At 43.3% G+C, this 19105-nt stretch carries 13 protein-coding genes; 11 read left to right on the plus strand and 2 right to left on the minus strand.

Annotation, left to right across the window (positions count from 1 at the left end):
* Positions 1-28: 28 nt before the first annotated feature.
* The 11 genes from D0S24_RS01230 to D0S24_RS01280 all read left to right on the plus strand — a co-directional run bounded on the left by D0S24_RS01230 (position 29) and on the right by D0S24_RS01280 (position 15750).
* The gene (locus tag D0S24_RS01230; protein WP_117018043.1) at positions 29-1612 is read left to right on the plus strand and encodes an arylsulfatase; all 1584 of its coding nucleotides are present in this window, start codon (positions 29-31) and stop codon (positions 1610-1612) included.
* Positions 1613-1749: 137 nt separating this feature from the next.
* Positions 1750-2610, plus strand: a complete 861-nt coding sequence (locus D0S24_RS01235) for a fumarylacetoacetate hydrolase family protein (RefSeq protein WP_117018044.1) — start codon at positions 1750-1752, stop codon at positions 2608-2610.
* 178 nt (positions 2611-2788) lie between these two features.
* The gene (locus tag D0S24_RS01240; RefSeq protein ID WP_117018045.1) at positions 2789-4942 is read left to right on the plus strand and encodes a TIM-barrel domain-containing protein; all 2154 of its coding nucleotides are present in this window, start codon (positions 2789-2791) and stop codon (positions 4940-4942) included.
* Positions 4943-4977: 35 nt separating this feature from the next.
* On the plus strand, positions 4978-7119 hold the full coding sequence (locus tag D0S24_RS01245) for a GDSL-type esterase/lipase family protein (RefSeq protein ID WP_117018046.1): 2142 nt from the start codon (positions 4978-4980) through the stop codon (positions 7117-7119).
* Positions 7120-7274: 155 nt separating this feature from the next.
* Positions 7275-8678: a sialate O-acetylesterase gene (locus D0S24_RS01250; RefSeq protein ID WP_117018554.1), complete on the plus strand. Its 1404-nt coding sequence runs from the start codon at positions 7275-7277 to the stop codon at positions 8676-8678.
* A 22-nt stretch (positions 8679-8700) separates the two neighbouring features.
* Positions 8701-10041 carry an alpha-L-fucosidase gene (locus D0S24_RS01255; protein ID WP_117018047.1) on the plus strand — a complete coding sequence of 447 codons (1341 nt, stop codon included), beginning with the start codon at positions 8701-8703 and terminating at the stop codon, positions 10039-10041.
* 24 nt (positions 10042-10065) lie between these two features.
* Positions 10066-11613 (plus strand): sulfatase, encoded by a 1548-nt coding sequence (locus D0S24_RS01260; protein WP_117018048.1) that lies wholly within the window; start codon positions 10066-10068, stop codon positions 11611-11613.
* A gap of 194 nt (positions 11614-11807) precedes the next feature.
* Positions 11808-12590: an SDR family oxidoreductase gene (locus tag D0S24_RS01265; protein ID WP_117018049.1), complete on the plus strand. Its 783-nt coding sequence runs from the start codon at positions 11808-11810 to the stop codon at positions 12588-12590.
* Between the two features lie 63 nt (positions 12591-12653).
* Positions 12654-13964, plus strand: a complete 1311-nt coding sequence (gene fucP, locus D0S24_RS01270) for an L-fucose:H+ symporter permease (protein WP_117018050.1) — start codon at positions 12654-12656, stop codon at positions 13962-13964.
* A 217-nt stretch (positions 13965-14181) separates the two neighbouring features.
* Positions 14182-14511: an L-rhamnose mutarotase gene (locus D0S24_RS01275; RefSeq protein WP_117018051.1), complete on the plus strand. Its 330-nt coding sequence runs from the start codon at positions 14182-14184 to the stop codon at positions 14509-14511.
* A gap of 81 nt (positions 14512-14592) precedes the next feature.
* A complete protein-coding gene (locus D0S24_RS01280) occupies positions 14593-15750 on the plus strand; it encodes an alpha-hydroxy acid oxidase (RefSeq protein WP_117018052.1) in 1158 nt (385 codons plus the stop codon).
* A 65-nt stretch (positions 15751-15815) separates the two neighbouring features.
* Here D0S24_RS01280 and D0S24_RS01285 read toward each other — a convergent pair whose 3' ends face one another.
* On the minus strand, positions 15816-16823 hold the full coding sequence (locus D0S24_RS01285) for a LacI family DNA-binding transcriptional regulator (RefSeq protein WP_117018053.1): 1008 nt from the start codon (positions 16821-16823) through the stop codon (positions 15816-15818).
* A 729-nt stretch (positions 16824-17552) separates the two neighbouring features.
* The gene (locus tag D0S24_RS01295) at positions 17553-19037 is read right to left on the minus strand and encodes a sodium:solute symporter (RefSeq protein WP_117018055.1); all 1485 of its coding nucleotides are present in this window, start codon (positions 19035-19037) and stop codon (positions 17553-17555) included.
* Positions 19038-19105: the final 68 nt, after the last annotated feature.

Genomic DNA, 19105 nt, shown 5'->3' on the forward strand with positions numbered 1-19105 from the left:
GGCGACCAGGCAGTAAGGAATTAGCACTATGAAGGGTTGGTATACGTATTTTTTTATAATAGTATTGATTGGGGGAACTATATATGCCCTTAATGGGAAGTCAACGGTCAACCAGGAAATGCGGCCGAATATTATCTATGTGTTGGCCGATGATCTTGGATACGGTGATATTGCAATCTATAATCCGGAAGGTAAAATTAAAACGCCCCATCTGGATGCAATGGGATCTGCAGGAATGATCTTTACGGATGCCCATACCTCATCTTCCGTATGCACTCCTACCCGATATGGAATTATTACCGGGAGGTATAATTGGAGGAGTCCATTAAAAAGTTCAGTACTTACAGGGATTTCCAAGGCATTGATCCCTAAAAGCAGAACTACGGTGGCCTCCCTGCTCAAAGAAGAGGGCTACGAAACCGCATTTATTGGAAAATGGCATTTGGGGTGGGACTGGGCCCTTAAGAATCCCGATTTGGAAACAGCTGAAGGTTGGAATCCGGAGGATTTTGATAATTTGGATTTCTCCAAAGAGGTTGGGAATTCACCCAACACCCTGGGTTTTGAATACTCCTATGGGCATAGTGGTTCACTGGATATGGCGCCCTATGTATATGTGGAAAACGGGATGCCGACCATGATCCCCGATTCCGTTACCGAAAGTAAGGACACCTATGGTTGGTGGCGCAAGGGGCCTACCGCACGGGATTTTGATTTTGATGATGTGACCCCCAATTTTTTTAGAAAAGCCTTTGGTTATATCGAAGAGAAGTCTAAAGGGGAATCGCCCTTCTTTTTGTATTTGGCCCTGCCTTCGCCCCATACCCCGATCTTGCCCACTGAAGCATGGGAGGGAAAAAGTAATCTAAATCCTTATGGGGATTTTATGATGATGATAGACGACTATATGGGACAATTGAACAAGGTAATAAGGCAAGCGGGAATAGAGGAAAATACCATGGTGATCTTTACAAGTGACAATGGCTGTTCCCCAGCTGCCAAGATTGATGAAATGTTGGCCAAAGGGCATAGTCCCAATGGAATTTTAAGAGGGCATAAGGCCGATATTTTTGAAGGAGGGCATAGAGTGCCCTTTATGGTAAAATGGCCTGCCAAGATCCAGCCTAATTCGGAATCGGACAAAACTATTTGCACAACGGATTTGTTGGCTACCTGTGCAGAGATAGTGGGTGCCGAGCTACAAGAGGACGAAGGGGAGGATAGTTTTTCCTTTTTGCCCCTATTGACCGATCCTGCTTCCAAAAAGTATCTAAGGGAAGCAACGGTGCACCATTCCATCAATGGGAGTTTTGCCATAAGAAAGGATAATTGGAAAATGATTTTTTGTCCAGGATCGGGTGGGTGGAGCGATCCCAAACCGGATTCTAAAGGCATTGGGGAACTTCCCAAATTTCAGTTGTACGATCTTAGCAAGGATCCTCAGGAAAGGAACAATCTATACGGACAGTTTCATGAGGTGGAAAGTGGACTGACAAGACTAATGGTTTCCTATATAGAAAATGGGCGAAGTAATCCGGGAGAAAGGCAAAAAAATGACCCTGAAGGTTACGGAAGCAAGCAATGGAAACAATTGGAGGTGTTTTATAATTGATTTGAGAATTTGAAGATGGGATGATTTGGAAATGTACCAATTTGGAAATGTGCCAATTTACCAATGTAATAATTGGAACCAGAAACCAGAAACTAGAAACATATCATAATAAACAATAACTGAATAAATAAAAACAAATGAAATTAGTACGATTTGGAGAAATAGGACAGGAAAAACCTGGGGTTCAATTGGAAAATGGTACCCGATTGGACGTATCGGCCTTTGGAAGGGATTATAATGAAGATTTTTTTGGAACGGATGGTTTGGCCCAACTAAAGGATTGGTTGGCAAAGAATGAAGGCAATTGTCCTAAAGTGGATGATAGCGTCCGTTTGGGCGCGCCCTTGGTGAGACCATCAAAAATTGTTTGTGTAGGGCTAAATTATGCCAAACACGCAGCAGAAAGCGGAATGGCAGTACCCAAGGAACCGGTTTTGTTCTTTAAGGCCACTTCTGCCATGGTGGGTCCCAACGATGATGTGATCATTCCAAAAGGTAGCGAAAAAACAGATTGGGAAGTGGAATTGGCAGTGGTTATAGGTAAAAAGGCATCCTATGTGTCGGAGGCCAACGCCTTGGACCATGTTGCCGGATACGTATTGCACAACGACTACAGTGAGAGGGCCTTTCAAATAGAAAGGGAAGGTCAATGGGTAAAAGGAAAAAGTTGTGACACCTTTGCCCCCGTAGGACCTTTTATTGCCACCAAGGATGAAATTAAAGACCCCAACAATTTACACTTATGGTTAAAATTAAACGGGGAAACGGTACAGGATAGTTCCACTTCCGATTTTATTTTCAAAGTGCAGGAGGTGGTAAGCTATATAAGTCAGTTTATGACCTTGTTGCCCGGGGATATTATTTCTACGGGAACGCCATTTGGGGTAGGCTTAGGATTTAATCCACCTAAATATTTAAAAGCTGGCGATGTAGTGGAATTGGGAATTGAAGGACTTGGAAGTTCCAAGCAAACGGCAAGGGCCTACAGCGGGAAATAATTCAAATTAATTTTGATATTACCCTAATTTTATTGGATGGTTCTCTCCAGAATGGCATATTTTAATTTGAGAATCGGTCCGGGTCTTGACAGGGCCTTGTATATTAAACGCTATAGTGTCCCCTGGAATGGAGTCGAGAGGTTAACAGTGAAAATTTAATTTAATAATTCCAAGCAGCATGAATTCCAAGTTCTATGTAATCGTTTTGTGTTTTGTCCTTACCCTATATAGTCCACTTATTTTTGGACAGGACCTGGAATGGACCGAGATTGAAAATGGCATCTGGAAAGCCAGTGTAGGGGAACCTGAGGATATAAGCCTGCTTCGGGCTGCAGATATAAAGCCCAAGGTGAATGCCTTGAACAAATTGCCGGCCACCGTTTTTCCTTTACCAAAAGATAGGATCAAAACAAAAATAATGGACGGGAAGATCTATTTGCAGTTTCCATTGTCCAGGAAAGAGCAAATTTATGGTTTGGGACTCAATTTTAAAACGGTACATCAGAGAGGTAGAATCATGCAATTGCACGTGGACCACTATGGGGGTCGTGATGATGGCCGTACACACGCCCCTGTTCCTTTTTATGTATCTTCCAAAGGGTATGGGGTACTGATAGACGCGGCCAGGTATATCACCGTATATGCCGGGACAGGTATTAGGGTAGATGCGGACGATAAACCGGTGTTGAGGGACAGGAACACAGATCCGCAATGGCAGGCACAGCCCTATTCCGATGCCGTGGAAATTTTGGTACCGGCAAAGGGAACCGATGTCTATATATATGGGGGTACTACGCCCATGGAGGCGGTACAACGCTATAATTTGTATAATGGAGGGGGGTATATTCCCCCAAAATGGGGCCTGGGATTTACCCAGAGGGTACCTACACTTTATAGCCAGGACGATATTGCCAAAGAAGCCCAGGAGTTTAAGGACCATGATTTTCCCTTAGACTTTATCGGAGTGGAGCCAGGCTGGCACAGCATGGCCTATCCCTGTACCTTTGAATGGGACAGTACAAGGTTTCCGGATCCAAAAAAGTTCAATAACGAATTATTGGCAGAGGGGATAAGAACCAACTTATGGCTGAATCCCTATGTATCCCCGGTAGGTTCCCTTTATCCGAAATTAAAAGGTCTTTCCGCTTCACATACCGTGTGGAACGGAATCGTACCCGATTTGATGCTTCCCGAAACCAGGGATATTCTAAAGGAACACTTTGTTCAAAATCATTTGGACCTTGGGGTCAGCGGCTATAAGATCGATGAGGTTGATGGTTTTGATTTTTGGGTATGGCCGGACGTAGCTACATTTCCTTCCGGTTATAGCGGGGAACAAATGCGACAGGTCTATGGCCTACTAATTCAGGACATGACCGCAAAATGGTTCAAGGAAAAAAATCAGAGGACCTATGGTCTGGTAAGGGCATCCAATGCAGGGGCGAGTGCCTTGCCCTATGTGATTTACAACGATTACTACAGTCATAAGGATTTTATAACGGCCTTGGTCAATAGCAGCTTTATCGGGGTGTTATGGACACCGGAGGTACGTGCCTCCAAGACGGCGGAGGAGTGGTTAAGGAGAATGCAATCTGTTTGCTTTTCATCTATGGCCATGCTGAATGCCTGGGCGGACGGTACCAAACCCTGGTCTTTTCCCGAAGTGGAAGAGGCCGTCAGGGAAGTAGCCAATTTAAGGATGCAGTTATTGCCCTATATCTATTCTACCTTTTCCCAATATCATTTTGAAGGCCTGCCCCCTTTTAGGGCCATGAATTTGGTAGAGGGATTTTCTTACTCCCAAGAGGTAGCAGAAGGGGAATTGGACTCAACGGACAACCCCTATAAAGTAGCCATTAAAAGTGAAATAAAGGATCAGTATATGATGGGCGACAATATTTTGGTAGCCCCTATGTTCGAAGGTGAGACGGAGAGAACGGTTATTCTCCCAAAAGGAAAATGGTTCGATTTCTACAGTGGGGAATTTGTTGGGGAAAACGAGCTTATCACCGTAACCCCCGGAATGGAAAAAATACCGCTCTTTGTCAGGGATGGAGGCATAATCCCCATGCGGCCTACCCAAAGACAGGCCCCAAAAGTAGGGGAAAAGGTAGACCTGATTATTCGTCATTATGGCACCAAGGAGGGTGAATATACCCTTTATGATGATGATGGACTAAGCTTCGATTTCGAAAAGGGACAATACTCGGAGGTCAAAATACAGGTAAAAAAGGACCGGAAAGGAAAGTTGGTCGGGAAAATTGGAAGCCCTGAAAAGGGGAAGCCCTATAGCTATAACAAAAAGGTAACTTGGGAATTTAAAACCAAATAATATCCAACCAAAAACAGGGAGGATTTCAGAAAGATATGATTAAGAAGCATTTATTATTTTTACTTTTTGGATTATTTTCAATAACGGGATCCGTAGGGGCCACCTTTCAGGACCCCATTAAAATTGCCTGTGTGGGAAACAGTATTACCTATGGTTCGGGAGTGGCCAATAGGGAAAAAAATGCGTATCCGGAACAATTACAGTCCATGTTGGGGAATACATATGAAGTACGGAATTTTGGGGTGGGCGGAAGAACCCTCTTAAAAAAGGGGGATAAACCCTATTGGGAAGCGGAGGCCTATTCCAAGGCACTGGAATTTAAGCCCGATGTTGTTTTTATAAAATTGGGCACCAATGATACCAAGCTCCAAAATAGGATTCATTTGGCCGATTTCGAGAGTGATTATATAGACCTGATCAATAGTTTTAAAACAGAAAATGAACACGCTAGGATAATTCTTTTACTTCCTGTTCCTGCCTTTACTGCCGATACCACCGGAATATGGAACGAGGTCATCAAAAATAAAATCGCCCCCATAACCCGCAAGGTCGCCTACAGGACCAATTTGGAGGTATTGGACCTGTACCAGCTGTTTATAGATCAACCGGGCCTCTTGCCAGATAAGGTGCACCCTTCCTCCCTTGGGGCTACGGTCATTGCCAAAAGATTATATGAAGCTGTAATCCAAAAGGAAACTGTAAAGATAGATATACCAAAATCCAAGGAAATAAAAGTGCTGGAATCCGAAAATTTTTATGGGTATTCCCTCACTAATTTTGAACTTAAGGGCACCCTATGTAAGGTGGTAAAGCCCAAGAAAGTGGCACCTGGAGCTCCTTGGGTACTTAGGGCCCGCTTTTGGGGCCATGAACCACAAACCGATATAGCCTTATTGGAAAGGGGCTTTCATATTGCCTATTGTGATGTGGCCAATTTGTACGGTGGTCCCGAAGCCATTGAACGTTGGGACCGGTTTTATGGGTTCATGACCCAGGCCGGACTCTCCAAAAAAGTAGTGCTGGAAGGAATGAGTCGGGGAGGGTTGATTATTTATAATTGGGCCGAAAAAAATCCGGAAAAAGTAGCCTGTGTTTACGCAGATGCCCCTGTTCTTGATGGCAAGAGCTGGCCGGGCGGAATGGGAAAGGGTAAGGGAAGTGCCAATGATTGGGAGACCTTTAAAAAGGTGTACCATTTAAAGAACGAAAAAGAGGTATCCAAATTTAAGGGTAACCCCATTCAAAAGATAGCATCCATAGCAAAAGGAGGTTATCCCATGATGCACGTATGTGGTGCTGCCGATGAGGTGGTACCTATTGAAGAAAATACCAAGCCATTTGAAGATGGAATCAAAGCCCATGGGGGCAACATCCATGTAATTTACAAGGAGGGGGTAGGGCATCATCCCCATAGTTTGGAAAATCCGACTCCGATGGTCAACTTTATCCTTAACGCAACAGGGCAGAAGGTAAATTTTGCCCAAATTCCAGCGCCTAGTGCGGAATTTAGATCGGGTGCCGGTTGGAAGGAAGGAAAGGATTGGTGGGCCCAGGCCAATGATATTGATTCCCTGTGCAGGACCTCCAAGGAAACCGATTTGCTGCTCATAGGGAATTCCATTACCCAAGGCTGGGGCGGAAAAAGACCTAATGTTACCTATGCCCCCGGTAAAGAAGCCATGGAACTATATTTTAAGGATTTAAATTGGATCGGTGCCGGTATTTCCGGGGACCGTACCCAGCATATTTTATATCGTCTAGATAATGGTAGCTATGAAGCCGCCAGACCAAAGGTGGTGGTATTGACCATTGGCGTGAACAATTTTGGTGACAATACTGCGGAAGAAATTGCGGACGGCATAGGAAAAGTACTGGGCTTAGCAAGGCAAAAATTTTCGCCTTCCACAAAAATAATGTTGTTTGGTCCCCTGCCCACCGGCTTGGACCCCAATACGGATAGAAGGGAGAAGTACCATAAGGTACATGCCCTGATAAAACACCATGGAGATGGAAAAAAGGTGTTCTATTACAATCTGATCAATGAATTCTCCAATGAAAAGGGATTCTTAAAACCCGATTTGCTTTCCCAAGATGGCATACATTTAATGGCAGACGGCTACAAGGTATGGGGTAAATTAATTAGGGATAATTATTTTAAAATCAATAAACAGGAATAATTATGAAATATCCATTGGCAAAATTTTCAAACCTCCCGATAATTATCGGGACGAAAATGACTACTTGGATATTACACCCGCCGGAACGAAGAAGTCGGGCAGGTCTGACCGATAAAAAACTGTCTGCCGAACAGGCAAGCAATAAATATAAACAGATGAAAAATAGAAAAAAATTGTTGGGCTTACTGCTGCTGCTATCCGTTGCCAATACCTATGCAGAAATTTGGCTTCCTTCCATTCTTTCGGATAATATGGTACTACAGCAAGATTCGAATGTCACTATTTGGGGATGGACAACAAGTACCAGTGAGGATATTACGGTATATGGGACCTGGAACAATGAAAAAGTAACGACCAAAGCCTTTCAGGGAAGTTGGTCCCTTCAATTGCCCACCCCAAAGGCGGGGGGCACTTACAGCCTAATTGTGGAGGGCCACGAGAAATTGGAGTTGACGAATGTACTGATAGGGGAAGTTTGGTTGGGTTCAGGACAGAGCAATATGCAATGGACCCCTAAAAACGGATTGGAAAATGTGGATGAGGAGATTAAAAATGCCAATTACCCTGAGATACGTTTTTTTCAGGTAGCACAGCAGGTTTCGGAACATCCGCAGGATCAATTAAAGGGAAAATGGGAAGTCTGTACAGCTGAAACTATGGAGAAATTTAGTTCCGTAGCTTATTTCTTTGGAAGGGAGTTGTATAAGAATCTATCTGTTCCGGTAGGCCTTATTAACTCTAGTTGGGGGGGTACACCTGTTGAAGTATGGTTAAAAAAAGAGTTGATAACCAAGGATGCCGAATTGGCGGAGGCATCGAAAAAACTGAATGAGGTGGCCTGGTGGCCCAGTAACCCAGGTTTGACCTACAATGCTATGATACATCCCATTACCAAATTCAATATAGCAGGATGTATTTGGTACCAAGGGGAATCCAATAGGGTAAATCCTATTTCCTATTACAAATCCTTTCCCTTGATGATCAAATCGTGGAGGGAGGAATGGGGCAAGGACCTGCCCTTCTATTTTGTACAGATTGCCCCCTATAAATATGACGACCCAAAAGGAACCGATGCGGCACATGTCAGGGATGCGCAACTGCATACCATGAACAATTTGGCCAATACGGGCATGGTGGTCACCAATGATATCGGGAATTTGGAAAATATTCATCCCATAAACAAGCAGGATGTAGGGCAGCGTTTGGCACTATGGGCCTTGGCCAAAACCTATGGAAAAAAAGGGTTTGAATATTCTGGTCCTATCTTTAGGTCAAAGGAAGTTAAGAACAAAAAAATTGTCCTCAGTTTTGATTATGCCGACAAGGGTTTAATGCAAAAGGGAAAGGAACTGCGCGAGTTTTATGTTGCAGGGGAAGATAGGGTATTTTATCCTGCAAAGGCAAAGATTGATCGTAATACCGTAATACTATCTTCCTCTAAGGTAAAGCATCCCGTGGAAGTTCGTTTTGCCTTTACCAACGGGGCCTTGCCCAATCTTTATAATTCGGAGGGCCTACCGGCATCCGCTTTTAGGACGGATGATTGGGATTTGAAATAAAATACGTTAAATACTATAATACATGAAGTTTTTGATTGCCCTTACTTTTCTTTTGACCGTTACAGCTAATTTTGGCCAAGAAGTGGCAGAGGATACCGTTCATCAAAAAGAACGGAAAATGCAATGGTTCAAGGATGCTAAATTGGGTATTTTTATCCACTGGGGCTTATATTCCGTAAATGGGATAGACGAATCCTGGTCCTTTTATAATGGGTATATTTCCCATGAAAATTATATGAAACAGACCAAAGGGTTCACCGCCAAAAAATACGACCCACAGGCCTGGGCCGATTTGATAAAGCGCAGTGGCGCCAAATATTCGGTGATCACTTCCAAACATCACGAAGGCTTTGCCTTATGGGATACCAAGTTTGGGGATTTTAATGCGGTTAAAAGTGCTGCGGCAAAGCGCGATGTGTTAACCCCTTTTGTATCCGAACTCCGAAAAAATAATATAAAGGTGGGCATATATTATTCGTTGCCCGATTGGTCATACCATGATTACACCCATTTTACGAGAGACTCCATTAGGTACAAAATTTCCGAAGAACCAAACCGATGGAACAAATTCCTTAGCTATTACCAAGGCCAACTAAAGGAATTGTCGGACAACTATAATCCCGATCTATATTGGTTCGACGGGGATTGGGAACACAATTCGGAGGAATGGCAAGTGCCCAAGGTAAGGCAGATGCTTTTTGACACGAATCCCAATATCATTTTGAATTCCAGACTTAGGGAACAGGGAGATTATGCTACCCCGGAACAGGGAATGCCCATTACGAGACCAAAGAATAAATTTTGGGAATTATGCCTTACCATGAACGATTCATGGGGGTTCCAGAAAAATGACCACAATTATAAGACCACCGATCAAATTATCGGGATTTTTGCGGATGTTATTGGAAATGGGGGCAACCTATTGCTGGATATTGGTCCCAAGGGAGATGGAAGTATTCCGGAAGAACAGGTAGCCATATTGGAAGGTTTGGGCCGTTGGACCAACAAACATAAAGAGGCTATTTACGGGACGCGGTCCGGCATTCCAAAAGAACATTTCTATGGCCCATCTACCTTGTCAAAAGATGGGAACATCCTGTATCTATTCGTTAAGGGCAATCCGAATGGGGAGGTCGTGATTCGGGGATTGAAAAACAACATCAATCGTATTTACGTGGTGGGCGAAGGCACTAAATTATCCCATCAGGTAATTGGGAAGGTATATTGGAGCCATTACCCGGGAATCAATTATATAAAGTTACCGGAACATGTGCTGGATGAAAACATGACCGTTCTAGCAGTTATGTTGGATGGTAAGGTGGATCTATATCGCGAGGATGGGGATGTAATAGAAAGTAATTAAATTAAGGTAAAAAAACGAAACGCCATGGTGTCACGGTTCTTAAGTTTTCTGGTCCTTGGATTCCTAATTTTAGGATGTAGGGATAAAGCCAGCCAAAAAAATGGGAAGGCTCCCCAAGCTCCCAATATTGTCCTGTTTTTTGTAGACGATATGGGCTGGCAGGATACTTCGGTACCTTTTTGGGATAAAAGAACCCCGTACAATGATCTTTATCAAACCCCTAATATGGAGCGTTTGGCCCAGGAAGGAATGAAATTTACCCAAGCCTATTCCACTGCAGTCTGTTCACCCACCAGGGTAAGCCTAATGACAGGAATGAATGCGGCCAGACATAGGGTTACCAACTGGACCTTGCACAAGGACAAATTGCAGCCCATGGAGACCAATCACAAAACGCTGAAATTTTCGGAATGGAACGTAAACGGGATGAGTCCGGTTGCCGGTACGGAAAAAGCCGTACACGCTACCCCATTGCCACAAATCCTGAAGGATGCGGGATACTATACCATACACTCGGGGAAAGCGCATTTGGGGGCCATAGGCACCCCTGGAGAGAACCCATTGAATCTTGGTTTTGAAGTAAATATAGCGGGACATGCCGCCGGAGCTCCCCAAAGTTATTTGGGAAGTGATTATTTTGGAAATGGTAAAAAGGGCAAAGAGATATGGGCGGTACCAGGATTGGAAAAATACCACGGCACGGATATATTTTTGACCGAGGCCATAACCCAAGAGGCAAAATTGGCCATGGATGCCGCCTTGGGAAAAGACAGACCTTTCTTCCTGTACATGGCACATTATGCCGTACATACCCCGATAATGGCCGATAGTAGATTTGTTCAGAAATATTATGACAAGGGACTGGATTCCACCGAGGCCAAATACGCATCATTGGTGGAGGGAATGGACAAGAGTTTGGGAGATATTATGGATTATCTGGAAGACAAAAATGTTTCCGACAACACTATTATCCTGTTCATGTCTGATAACGGCGGACTCAGTGCAGTGGCAAGGGGAGGGGAAAAACATACCCATAACAAACCCTTGAGCAGCGGTAAAGGTTCCGCTCGTGAAGGAGGTATCCGTGAGCCCATGTTGGTAAAATGGCCAGGGAAAATAGAGCCTAATTCGGTTGAAGACCAACCGCTTATCATCGAAGATTTCTACCCGACCATTTTGGAAATGGCAGGTATTGAAAACTATGAAACAGTGCAGCCAGTGGATGGGGTTAGTTTTCTTCCCGTTCTTACAGGCAAATCCATGGATGGAACAAGGCCCTTATTTTGGCATTACCCCAATGAATGGGGGCCATCGGGACCGGGAATAGGAGCTTCCAGTACTACCAGAGTGGGCGATTGGAAATTTATTTACTATTACAATGACGGTAGTATGGAACTGTTCAACCTGAGGGAAGATATTGGGGAGACCAAAAATTTGGTAGTGGAGCGGCCGGAAAAAGCAAAGGAGTTGGCCAAGATATTATCGGATTACTTAAGGAAAGTGGAGGCCCAATTACCTTCAAGGAAAGATACTGGGGAGCAGATTGCCTATCCGGATGAGGCATTCCAATAATCTTCAATGATAGGAGGAAACGCTATAAAGTGTTTCAAGTTAAAAATGAAATGGTGCCAATAAAAGAATTGAGAAATTTGATATGATAAAATGAAGTAGATTACGAATAAAAATTATAGATTCGGTCGCTTTAGGACAAATTAAGGATTTAGTGCCTATTTTGCTGAGGATAATGGAATTTAATTAATAGGATAATGGATTTACAATTAAAGGATAAAGTAATTTTGGTAACTGGAGGTTCCAAAGGAATCGGTCATGGCATAAGTATACTACTGGCCGCTGAAGGGGCCGTTCCGGTTATTATAGGCAGGGATGAAAGCAGTATGTTGGAGGTGGTTGCGGATATCGAAAAGAATGGTGGAAAAGCATCCTATTCCATGGCCGAACTTACAGATCCGGAACAATGCAGGCTTGCCGTGGAAAGTGCTGTTGAAAAATATGGGAAGATTGATGGGGTGGTAAATAATGCCGGTATCAACGATGGAGTAGGGCTGGAAAATGGGAATTATGAAGATTTTCTAAGATCTATAAACCGAAACCTTACCCATTATTATTTAATGGCGCACTATGCTTTGCCCGAATTAAAAAAATCCCGGGGATCTATTGTAAATATAGGATCCAAGACGTCGGTGACGGGGCAGGGGGGGACTTCGGGCTATGCCGCAGCCAATGGTGGGCGCAATGCCATAACACGGGAGTGGGCAGTGGAACTATTGCCCTATAATATAAGGGTCAATGCCGTCATTGTGGCCGAATGTTATACCCCATTGTACGATCGATGGATCAAGACCTTCGACAATCCGGAAGAGAAATTAAAGGCCATAACCGATAAAATTCCGTTGGGACAGCGGATGACGACTGCAGAGGAAATTGCAAGCACCGTGGCCTTTTTGCTTTCCAATAGATCTAGCCACACTACCGGGCAATTGCTCTTTGTGGATGGGGGGTATACCCATTTGGACAGATCAATTTCTTAAAAAGATAAATATTGAAGCCTATATATAAGTGATCTAAAAAGTTAAACTGTAATCAACAATCCAATGAAAGACCAAAGACCACCCGTTGTATCCAAAAAGGTACTCCTTCCTTTTATTCTAATTACCTCCTTATTCGCCCTTTGGGGTTTTGCCAACTCAGTTACCGATCCCATGGTACAGGCTTTTAAAAAGGTTTTGGAACTCTCCAATTCCCAAGCTGCCTGGGTACAGATGGCATTTTATGGAGGCTACTTTTGTATGGCGTTGCCAGCAGCCCTTTTTGTACGTAAATACTCCTATAAGGTGGGGGTATTGATTGGGTTGGCCCTATACGCAGGAGGAGCCCTATTATTTTACCCGGCTGCCATAACCGAGCAATTTTGGTTCTTTTGTCTGGGGCTCTATGTCCTAACTTTCGGATTGGCTTTTTTGGAAACCACGGCCAATCCCTATATTTTGGCCATGGGCGCACCCGAAACCGCTACCCAGCGTTTAAACTTGGCGCAAGCCTTTAATCCTGTAGGATTATTGCTGGGCCTTTTAGTGGCACAGCAATTTGTCCTTAAAAAATTGCAGTCGGACGATATTGCAGATTATTCCACTTTGGAGGAGGCACAAAAGGCCTTGATAAGGACTACGGATTTAATGGTCATTCGAGATCCTTATGTTATTTTAGGATTGGTAATCTTGGCAGTTTTTGTCCTTATCCTCATAAGTAAAATGCCGCAGGCCAAGGATGAAGGCGGTATTCCCAGTCTGAGGGATACTTTTAGCGGGCTGTTCAATAATAAGAAATATGTGTTGGGTGTTGTGGCGCAGGTATTTTATGTAGGTGCCCAGATTATGTGCTGGACCTATATATATCAATATGCCGAGGCCATAGGGATTTCCAGTGAGGATGCCGCCAATTACCAATTTGCCGCCTTTATCCTTTTCTTGGTGGGCAGGGCAATCGGAACCTATATGTTGCGCTTTATGAGCCCGGGCAAATTATTGATGTACTTTGCCGTATTTGCAACCTTGTGTTGTGTGGGGACCATTTATATAGAAGGTATAATAGGATTGTACTGTTTGGTGGGAATTACCTTTTTCATGTCCCTTATGTTCCCTACCATCTACGGTATAGCGCTAAACGGACTTAATGAGGAGGAATCCAAGATTGGTGCCGCCGGCCTGGTGATGGCTATTGTGGGCGGTGCCCTAATGCCAAAATTGCAGGGAATGATTATTGATGCCGGCGGCAATGCGGTAAACGACATTCAGATTATGGGGGCTACCGAGGTAAATTTTTCTTTTATCCTTCCTACACTCTGTTTTGTGTATATAGCTTGGTACGGATTACGGGTCTTTAAGAAGTACGAACTGCCAGTCTAGTGTCGTGTTAATGCTACTGTGTAGTTTAAGTCGCGGTTAATTTTTATCTGGCCAAGGCAAAAAAATGTTGCATAGCCTTAGCTACGGAACTGTTTTTTAACGAAATCCAGGTGAAAAAGAACAAGACTTGGGACGGCTAAAGTAGGGTTGACAGGACACTGGATGAAAGCTTTGAACATAAATAAACTTCAACGAATAATAAACAAAAAATAGGAAAATGAAACGATATTGTTTGGCATTGGACCTTAAGGATGATCCCGAGTTGATCAAGGCCTATGACGATTACCATAAGGAAGTATGGCCAGAAATCCTTCAAAGTCTTAGGGAATCGGGTATAAAGGACATGGAAATCTATAGGGTAAGGAACCGCATGTTTATGATAATTGATGCAGATGACCATTTTTCCTTTGAAAAAAAGGCAAGGATCGATGCCAAGTATCCGGAAAATGAAAAGTGGGAGGAATTGATGTGGAAATACCAACAGGCACTTCCATTTGCCAAACCCGGTGAAAAATGGCTACTTATGGAAAAGGTGTTTCAGTTATAGGCCCCATATAAGTTTACAATATTAATATGGGAGCGGGAATTATAAGGGAAAAATTAAAGAACAATTGCAGATTAGAATGCCATGGAGAATAAAAAGGAAATAAGGATCAATAGCAAATATCCATCCGTTACCGATTTAAGGAACAAAGCCAAAAAAAGGATTCCCAAGTTTGCCTTTGAGTACTTGGACGGAGGTTGTAATGATGATGTAAACCTACATAAGAATACGGCTGAAATTAGGGACATAGAGTTATTGCCCTATTACCTTAGCAAGCATACCGGGTCCAGTATGAAGACCGAATTGTTCGGGCATGTATATGATGCCCCTTTTGGAATTGCACCTGTGGGCCTACAAGGATTAATGTGGCCCAAAGCCCCTGAAATTTTGGCTAAATCGGCCTTTGAACATAATATCCCCTTCATTCTAAGTACAGTGACCACCAGTAGTATAGAGCGCATAAGCGAGATTACCGAGGGAAAGGCCTGGTTTCAACTTTATCATCCTACGGAAGACGCCGTTAGGAACGATATTATTAAAAGGGCCGAAGTGGCAGAATGCCCGGTATTGGTTATTTTGGCCGATGTGCCCACCTTTGGTTTCCGTCCAAGGGATGTGCGCAACGGACTGGCCATGCCTCCTAAAATGTCTATTAAGAATATACTTCAGATATTGGGCAAGCCAAATTGGGCCATGCAGACCTTAATACACGGACAGCCCAACTTTGAAACCCTTAAACCCTATATGCCCAAAGGCCTGGATCTGGCACAATTGGGGAAATTTATGGACAGGACATTTACCGGAAGGTTAAATGAGGAGAAGATAAAACCGATAAGGGATATGTGGAAGGGCAAATTGGTAATTAAAGGGGTTGCCAATGAGGCCGATGCGGAGAGTGCTATTAAATTAGGGTTGGATGGGATTATAGTGTCCAATCACGGGGGCAGGCAATTGGATGCCGGCGAATCTACCATAAAACCTTTAACAAGGATAGCTGCAAAATTTGGGGACCAAATAAAGGTGATGATGGACAGTGGCCTGAGAGGGGGTCCGGATATTGCTAGGACCATGGCCAGTGGGGCGGAATTTACCTTTCTGGGGCGCTCCTTTATGTACGGGGTTGCGGCATTGGGCGCCAAAGGGGGCGACCATACCATTTCACTTTTAAAAACGGAACTACAACAGGTAATGGAACAAATTTGCTGTGAAGAGGTAAAGGATTTCCCCAATCATCTTATTTAGGAGTCCTTTTTTTGAAGGGATTTACGGGTTTGGGAAGCATTGTAACACTAAAGGTTTTTTTAGTGTTACAAGGTGCTGTTTTCCAATCTGGCGTCAAAAGATATTTGCTGCAGCTCCTGGTCGGGTTCCTGGATCTGTCCTATAAGAATTCGCAATGCTTTTTGTCCTATTTCCTTAATAGGCTGATGGAGATAGGGGATAGGGTCTTCCAAGAAATTATAGGAGGAATTTTGGTCGAAAACCACCACATTGACCTTTTTTAATATCTTTCTGTCCAACCCCAACATTTGTGTTAATCCTTCTTCGGCAAGGGTATTGGTATGAAAATAAATGGCATCCACCCCGGCCTCCAGTACCAATTCCTTTACGACACTTTTCATTTCCGCTTTTAGGGATCCGTGATCAATTTTTTTTATCCATTTGGGATCAACGGGCACACTAGCATTTTTAAGGGCTTCAAGGTAGCCCTGATGCCTTTCTTTGTAATGGTGCATGCTTGAATTATAAAGTACGGCCCCTATTTTTTTGTTGCCTTTTCCCAACAAATAGTTGGTGGCCTGCATAGAAGCCTTAAAATTGTCAACTGCGACGTAATTGGTAGTAAGGTCATTGAAGAACCTATCGATCAGCACAAAGGGAATACCCGTTTTTGTCAGTTCCGCAATAATATCTTTGGAACCTTCAGGGGCTGCTATAATAAAACCATCCACCTGTCTCATTTTAAGAAAATCCAACACCTTGTTGAATTTTTCCACCTTTTCGTCCGAAGATCCAAATATTACGGTATAGTCCTGGGAAAATGCTTCATCCTCAATGGTCCTTGCCAGATTGGAAAAAAACGGGTTGGAAATATCCGCCACAATAACCCCTATGGACCGAGTTTTATTGGTTTTAAGGCTTCTGGCATTCCAGTTGGGGTGATAGTTCAATTCCTTGGCCACCTCCCTTATTCGTTTTGCCGTCTTTTCGGATACCCTGTTCTCCTTACCCTTATTGCTCAAAACATATGAAACCAAGGGGATGGAAACACCCACAACTTTTGCGATATCCTTTAATGATGTTTTAGGTTTCATATCCTCATATTGGGTTAAAATTGGAAGATTGTAGCCAATCAGATTTTAATTCGCTGTTAAATAATAAGTTAACGTGAGTTCGATAAGTATTTTATTTAAAATCAGTTGTTTATATGACATCTGTCCGGTCGAGCGGATGTAAATACATTACAGTAAAATAACCTCTCGACTCCGCCCGCCTGAACGGCACGGGCAGGCTCGAGGGGACCGTAGCATTTATTTTAATTCACATTAAATCAATGCGTTGATAATATTTTTATGTCGAACTCACGTTAAGTTATTTAATTTAGTGGGCAATAGTTACAAGGTGCTGAAATTACGAAATTCATGCTAAATACAAATACCGGCATTTATTACCCAGTTAAAGCTTAAAACCCCGCCTCAAGGTAGTTGGACAGTAGACAGTGTTCATTAAACAGTTTTCAGTTGGCAATTTTTTGTCAACTGTTTATTACTCATTACTCATGGCTTACTGCTTACAGCCAACCTACCAATTTGCCCCTTTTATGAAATCCCGTGAGAGGCAAAATAAAACTTTTTTCTTAGAGACTGTCCAAATTTTGTTCTTGGAATATTTTATGTTGTATTCCTGCCTGCCGGCAGGCAGGTTTTTGTCAGACGAAGGTATTTTGAGGTTCATAGCCATAGCTACGGACCGAAAAATAGCTGATGTATGGCGGGAAAAGACATATAAAAGAACCAAAGGATAAGGTTTAGACAGTCTCTTAATTAATGTTCATATATTTCATCGGTTTTCTTATTGATTATGGAGATAAGGAAGCCCACTATGAATATGGCCGCGGTTCCAAATACAATGGTCAAATAGGTATGGAAGGAAGCACCAAGGGAATCCTCTCCGAAAATGCTGCCGGATAAACTCATCCATACAATGACCAAAATACCTGCCAATACCCCGATAAGGGCCCCTTTTACATTTTTGGTTTTGGAGAACAGTCCCAAAAGCAAAAGTCCCAGCATACCCCCACTAAAAATGGAAGAGAGTTTCCACCAGGCATCGAGGGCACTTTTTACATTGATCATGGCTATGGCGATAACGATCCCGATAACGCTTATGATTGCCGATGAAATATAGAGTACCCGCATCCCTTCTTTGTCCGATGCCGTCTTTTTAAAATATTTATTGTAATAATCCGTAAGAAAAACGGTTGCTGAACTATTAAAACTTGTAGATATGGTACTCATTCCGGCTGCAAAGATAGAGGCGATCATTAGTCCGGTTATCCCTGCAGGCAGGGCATTTACAATGAAATGGGGGAATACGCTATCGCTTTTGTTGATATCTTGGAGTTCTATGGGTAAAGTGGCGGCCGAATGGTAATAGGCAAAAAGGGAAGTCCCTATAAAAAGAAATACCACGGAAATGGGCAAATAGATCAAGCCACCGATCAGGGCCGATTTTCGAGCTTCCTTATCAGATTTCGAGGCCATATAGCGTTGCACATAATTCTGGTCTATCCCATAATTTTGGAGGTTAATGAATATACCGTAAACCAGCACCACCCAAAAGGTAGGTTCGGTAAGGCTAAGGCTAAAACTTCCCAGTCCAAATTTATCATTCTCCGAGGCTATTTCGAATACCTGGCCGGGACCTTCCGGCATATTAAAGAGAATAAATCCAACACAGACCAGGGCACCAACTATTAGAATTATGCCCTGTATGGCATCGGTCCATAATACGGCCGTAATTCCGCCCAATAAGGAGTAAATGGAAACTACCAGGCCCGTAAAAATGATTATGGTGACCATGTCCCACCCAACAATGGCATTCAAGGTAAGCGCCAAGAGGTATAAAATGGTCCCGATCCGCATCAATTGGGTAAGCAAATAACAAAGCGAGACATAGATCCTGGCCCAGGCGCCAAAACGTTGTTCCATATAGGTGTAGGCAGAGGGGCTATTGATCTTTCTGTAAAGGGGGACAAAATATTTTACTGCAATCAAGGAGGCAATGGGAAGGGAAAGGCTAAATGCCAAGGCGTTCCAATTGGATTGATAGGCATTTCCAGGTAGGGCAAGGTAACTTATACTACTGACAAAGGTGGCAAAAATGGACATGGTGACCACCCATCCAGGAATATCGTTATTGCCCATGGTATAAGAGGAGGAAGTTCTACTTTTCTTAAAAAATGAACCCCCAAAAAGGGCTATCCCCCCTATGTAAATGAAGAATACTATTAAATCCAAACTTTTCATTGTTATTGGCTATTTAGGTTATATCGTATAAGGTTTAAAAATAGGATATTTGCACTACTTAAGGGTTG

The sequence above is a fragment of the Arenibacter sp. P308M17 genome, from assembly GCF_003426735.1.
Lineage (GTDB): Bacteria > Bacteroidota > Bacteroidia > Flavobacteriales > Flavobacteriaceae > Arenibacter.

Bases quoted from the DNA above. Each gene is read 5' to 3' on its own strand.
- D0S24_RS01230 (WP_117018043.1), top strand. From the start codon at position 29: ATGAAGGGTTGGTATACGTATTTTTTTATAATAGTATTGATTGGGGGA.
- D0S24_RS01235 (WP_117018044.1), top strand. From the start codon at position 1,750: ATGAAATTAGTACGATTTGGAGAAATAGGACAGGAAAAACCTGGGGTT.
- D0S24_RS01240 (WP_117018045.1), top strand. From the start codon at position 2,789: ATGAATTCCAAGTTCTATGTAATCGTTTTGTGTTTTGTCCTTACCCTA.
- D0S24_RS01245 (WP_117018046.1), top strand. From the start codon at position 4,978: ATGATTAAGAAGCATTTATTATTTTTACTTTTTGGATTATTTTCAATA.
- D0S24_RS01250 (WP_117018554.1), top strand. From the start codon at position 7,275: ATGAAAAATAGAAAAAAATTGTTGGGCTTACTGCTGCTGCTATCCGTT.
- D0S24_RS01255 (WP_117018047.1), top strand. From the start codon at position 8,701: ATGAAGTTTTTGATTGCCCTTACTTTTCTTTTGACCGTTACAGCTAAT.
- D0S24_RS01260 (WP_117018048.1), top strand. From the start codon at position 10,066: ATGGTGTCACGGTTCTTAAGTTTTCTGGTCCTTGGATTCCTAATTTTA.
- D0S24_RS01265 (WP_117018049.1), top strand. From the start codon at position 11,808: ATGGATTTACAATTAAAGGATAAAGTAATTTTGGTAACTGGAGGTTCC.
- fucP (WP_117018050.1), top strand. From the start codon at position 12,654: ATGAAAGACCAAAGACCACCCGTTGTATCCAAAAAGGTACTCCTTCCT.
- D0S24_RS01275 (WP_117018051.1), top strand. From the start codon at position 14,182: ATGAAACGATATTGTTTGGCATTGGACCTTAAGGATGATCCCGAGTTG.
- D0S24_RS01280 (WP_117018052.1), top strand. From the start codon at position 14,593: ATGGAGAATAAAAAGGAAATAAGGATCAATAGCAAATATCCATCCGTT.
- D0S24_RS01285 (WP_117018053.1), bottom strand. From the start codon at position 16,823: ATGAAACCTAAAACATCATTAAAGGATATCGCAAAAGTTGTGGGTGTT.
- D0S24_RS01295 (WP_117018055.1), bottom strand. From the start codon at position 19,037: ATGAAAAGTTTGGATTTAATAGTATTCTTCATTTACATAGGGGGGATA.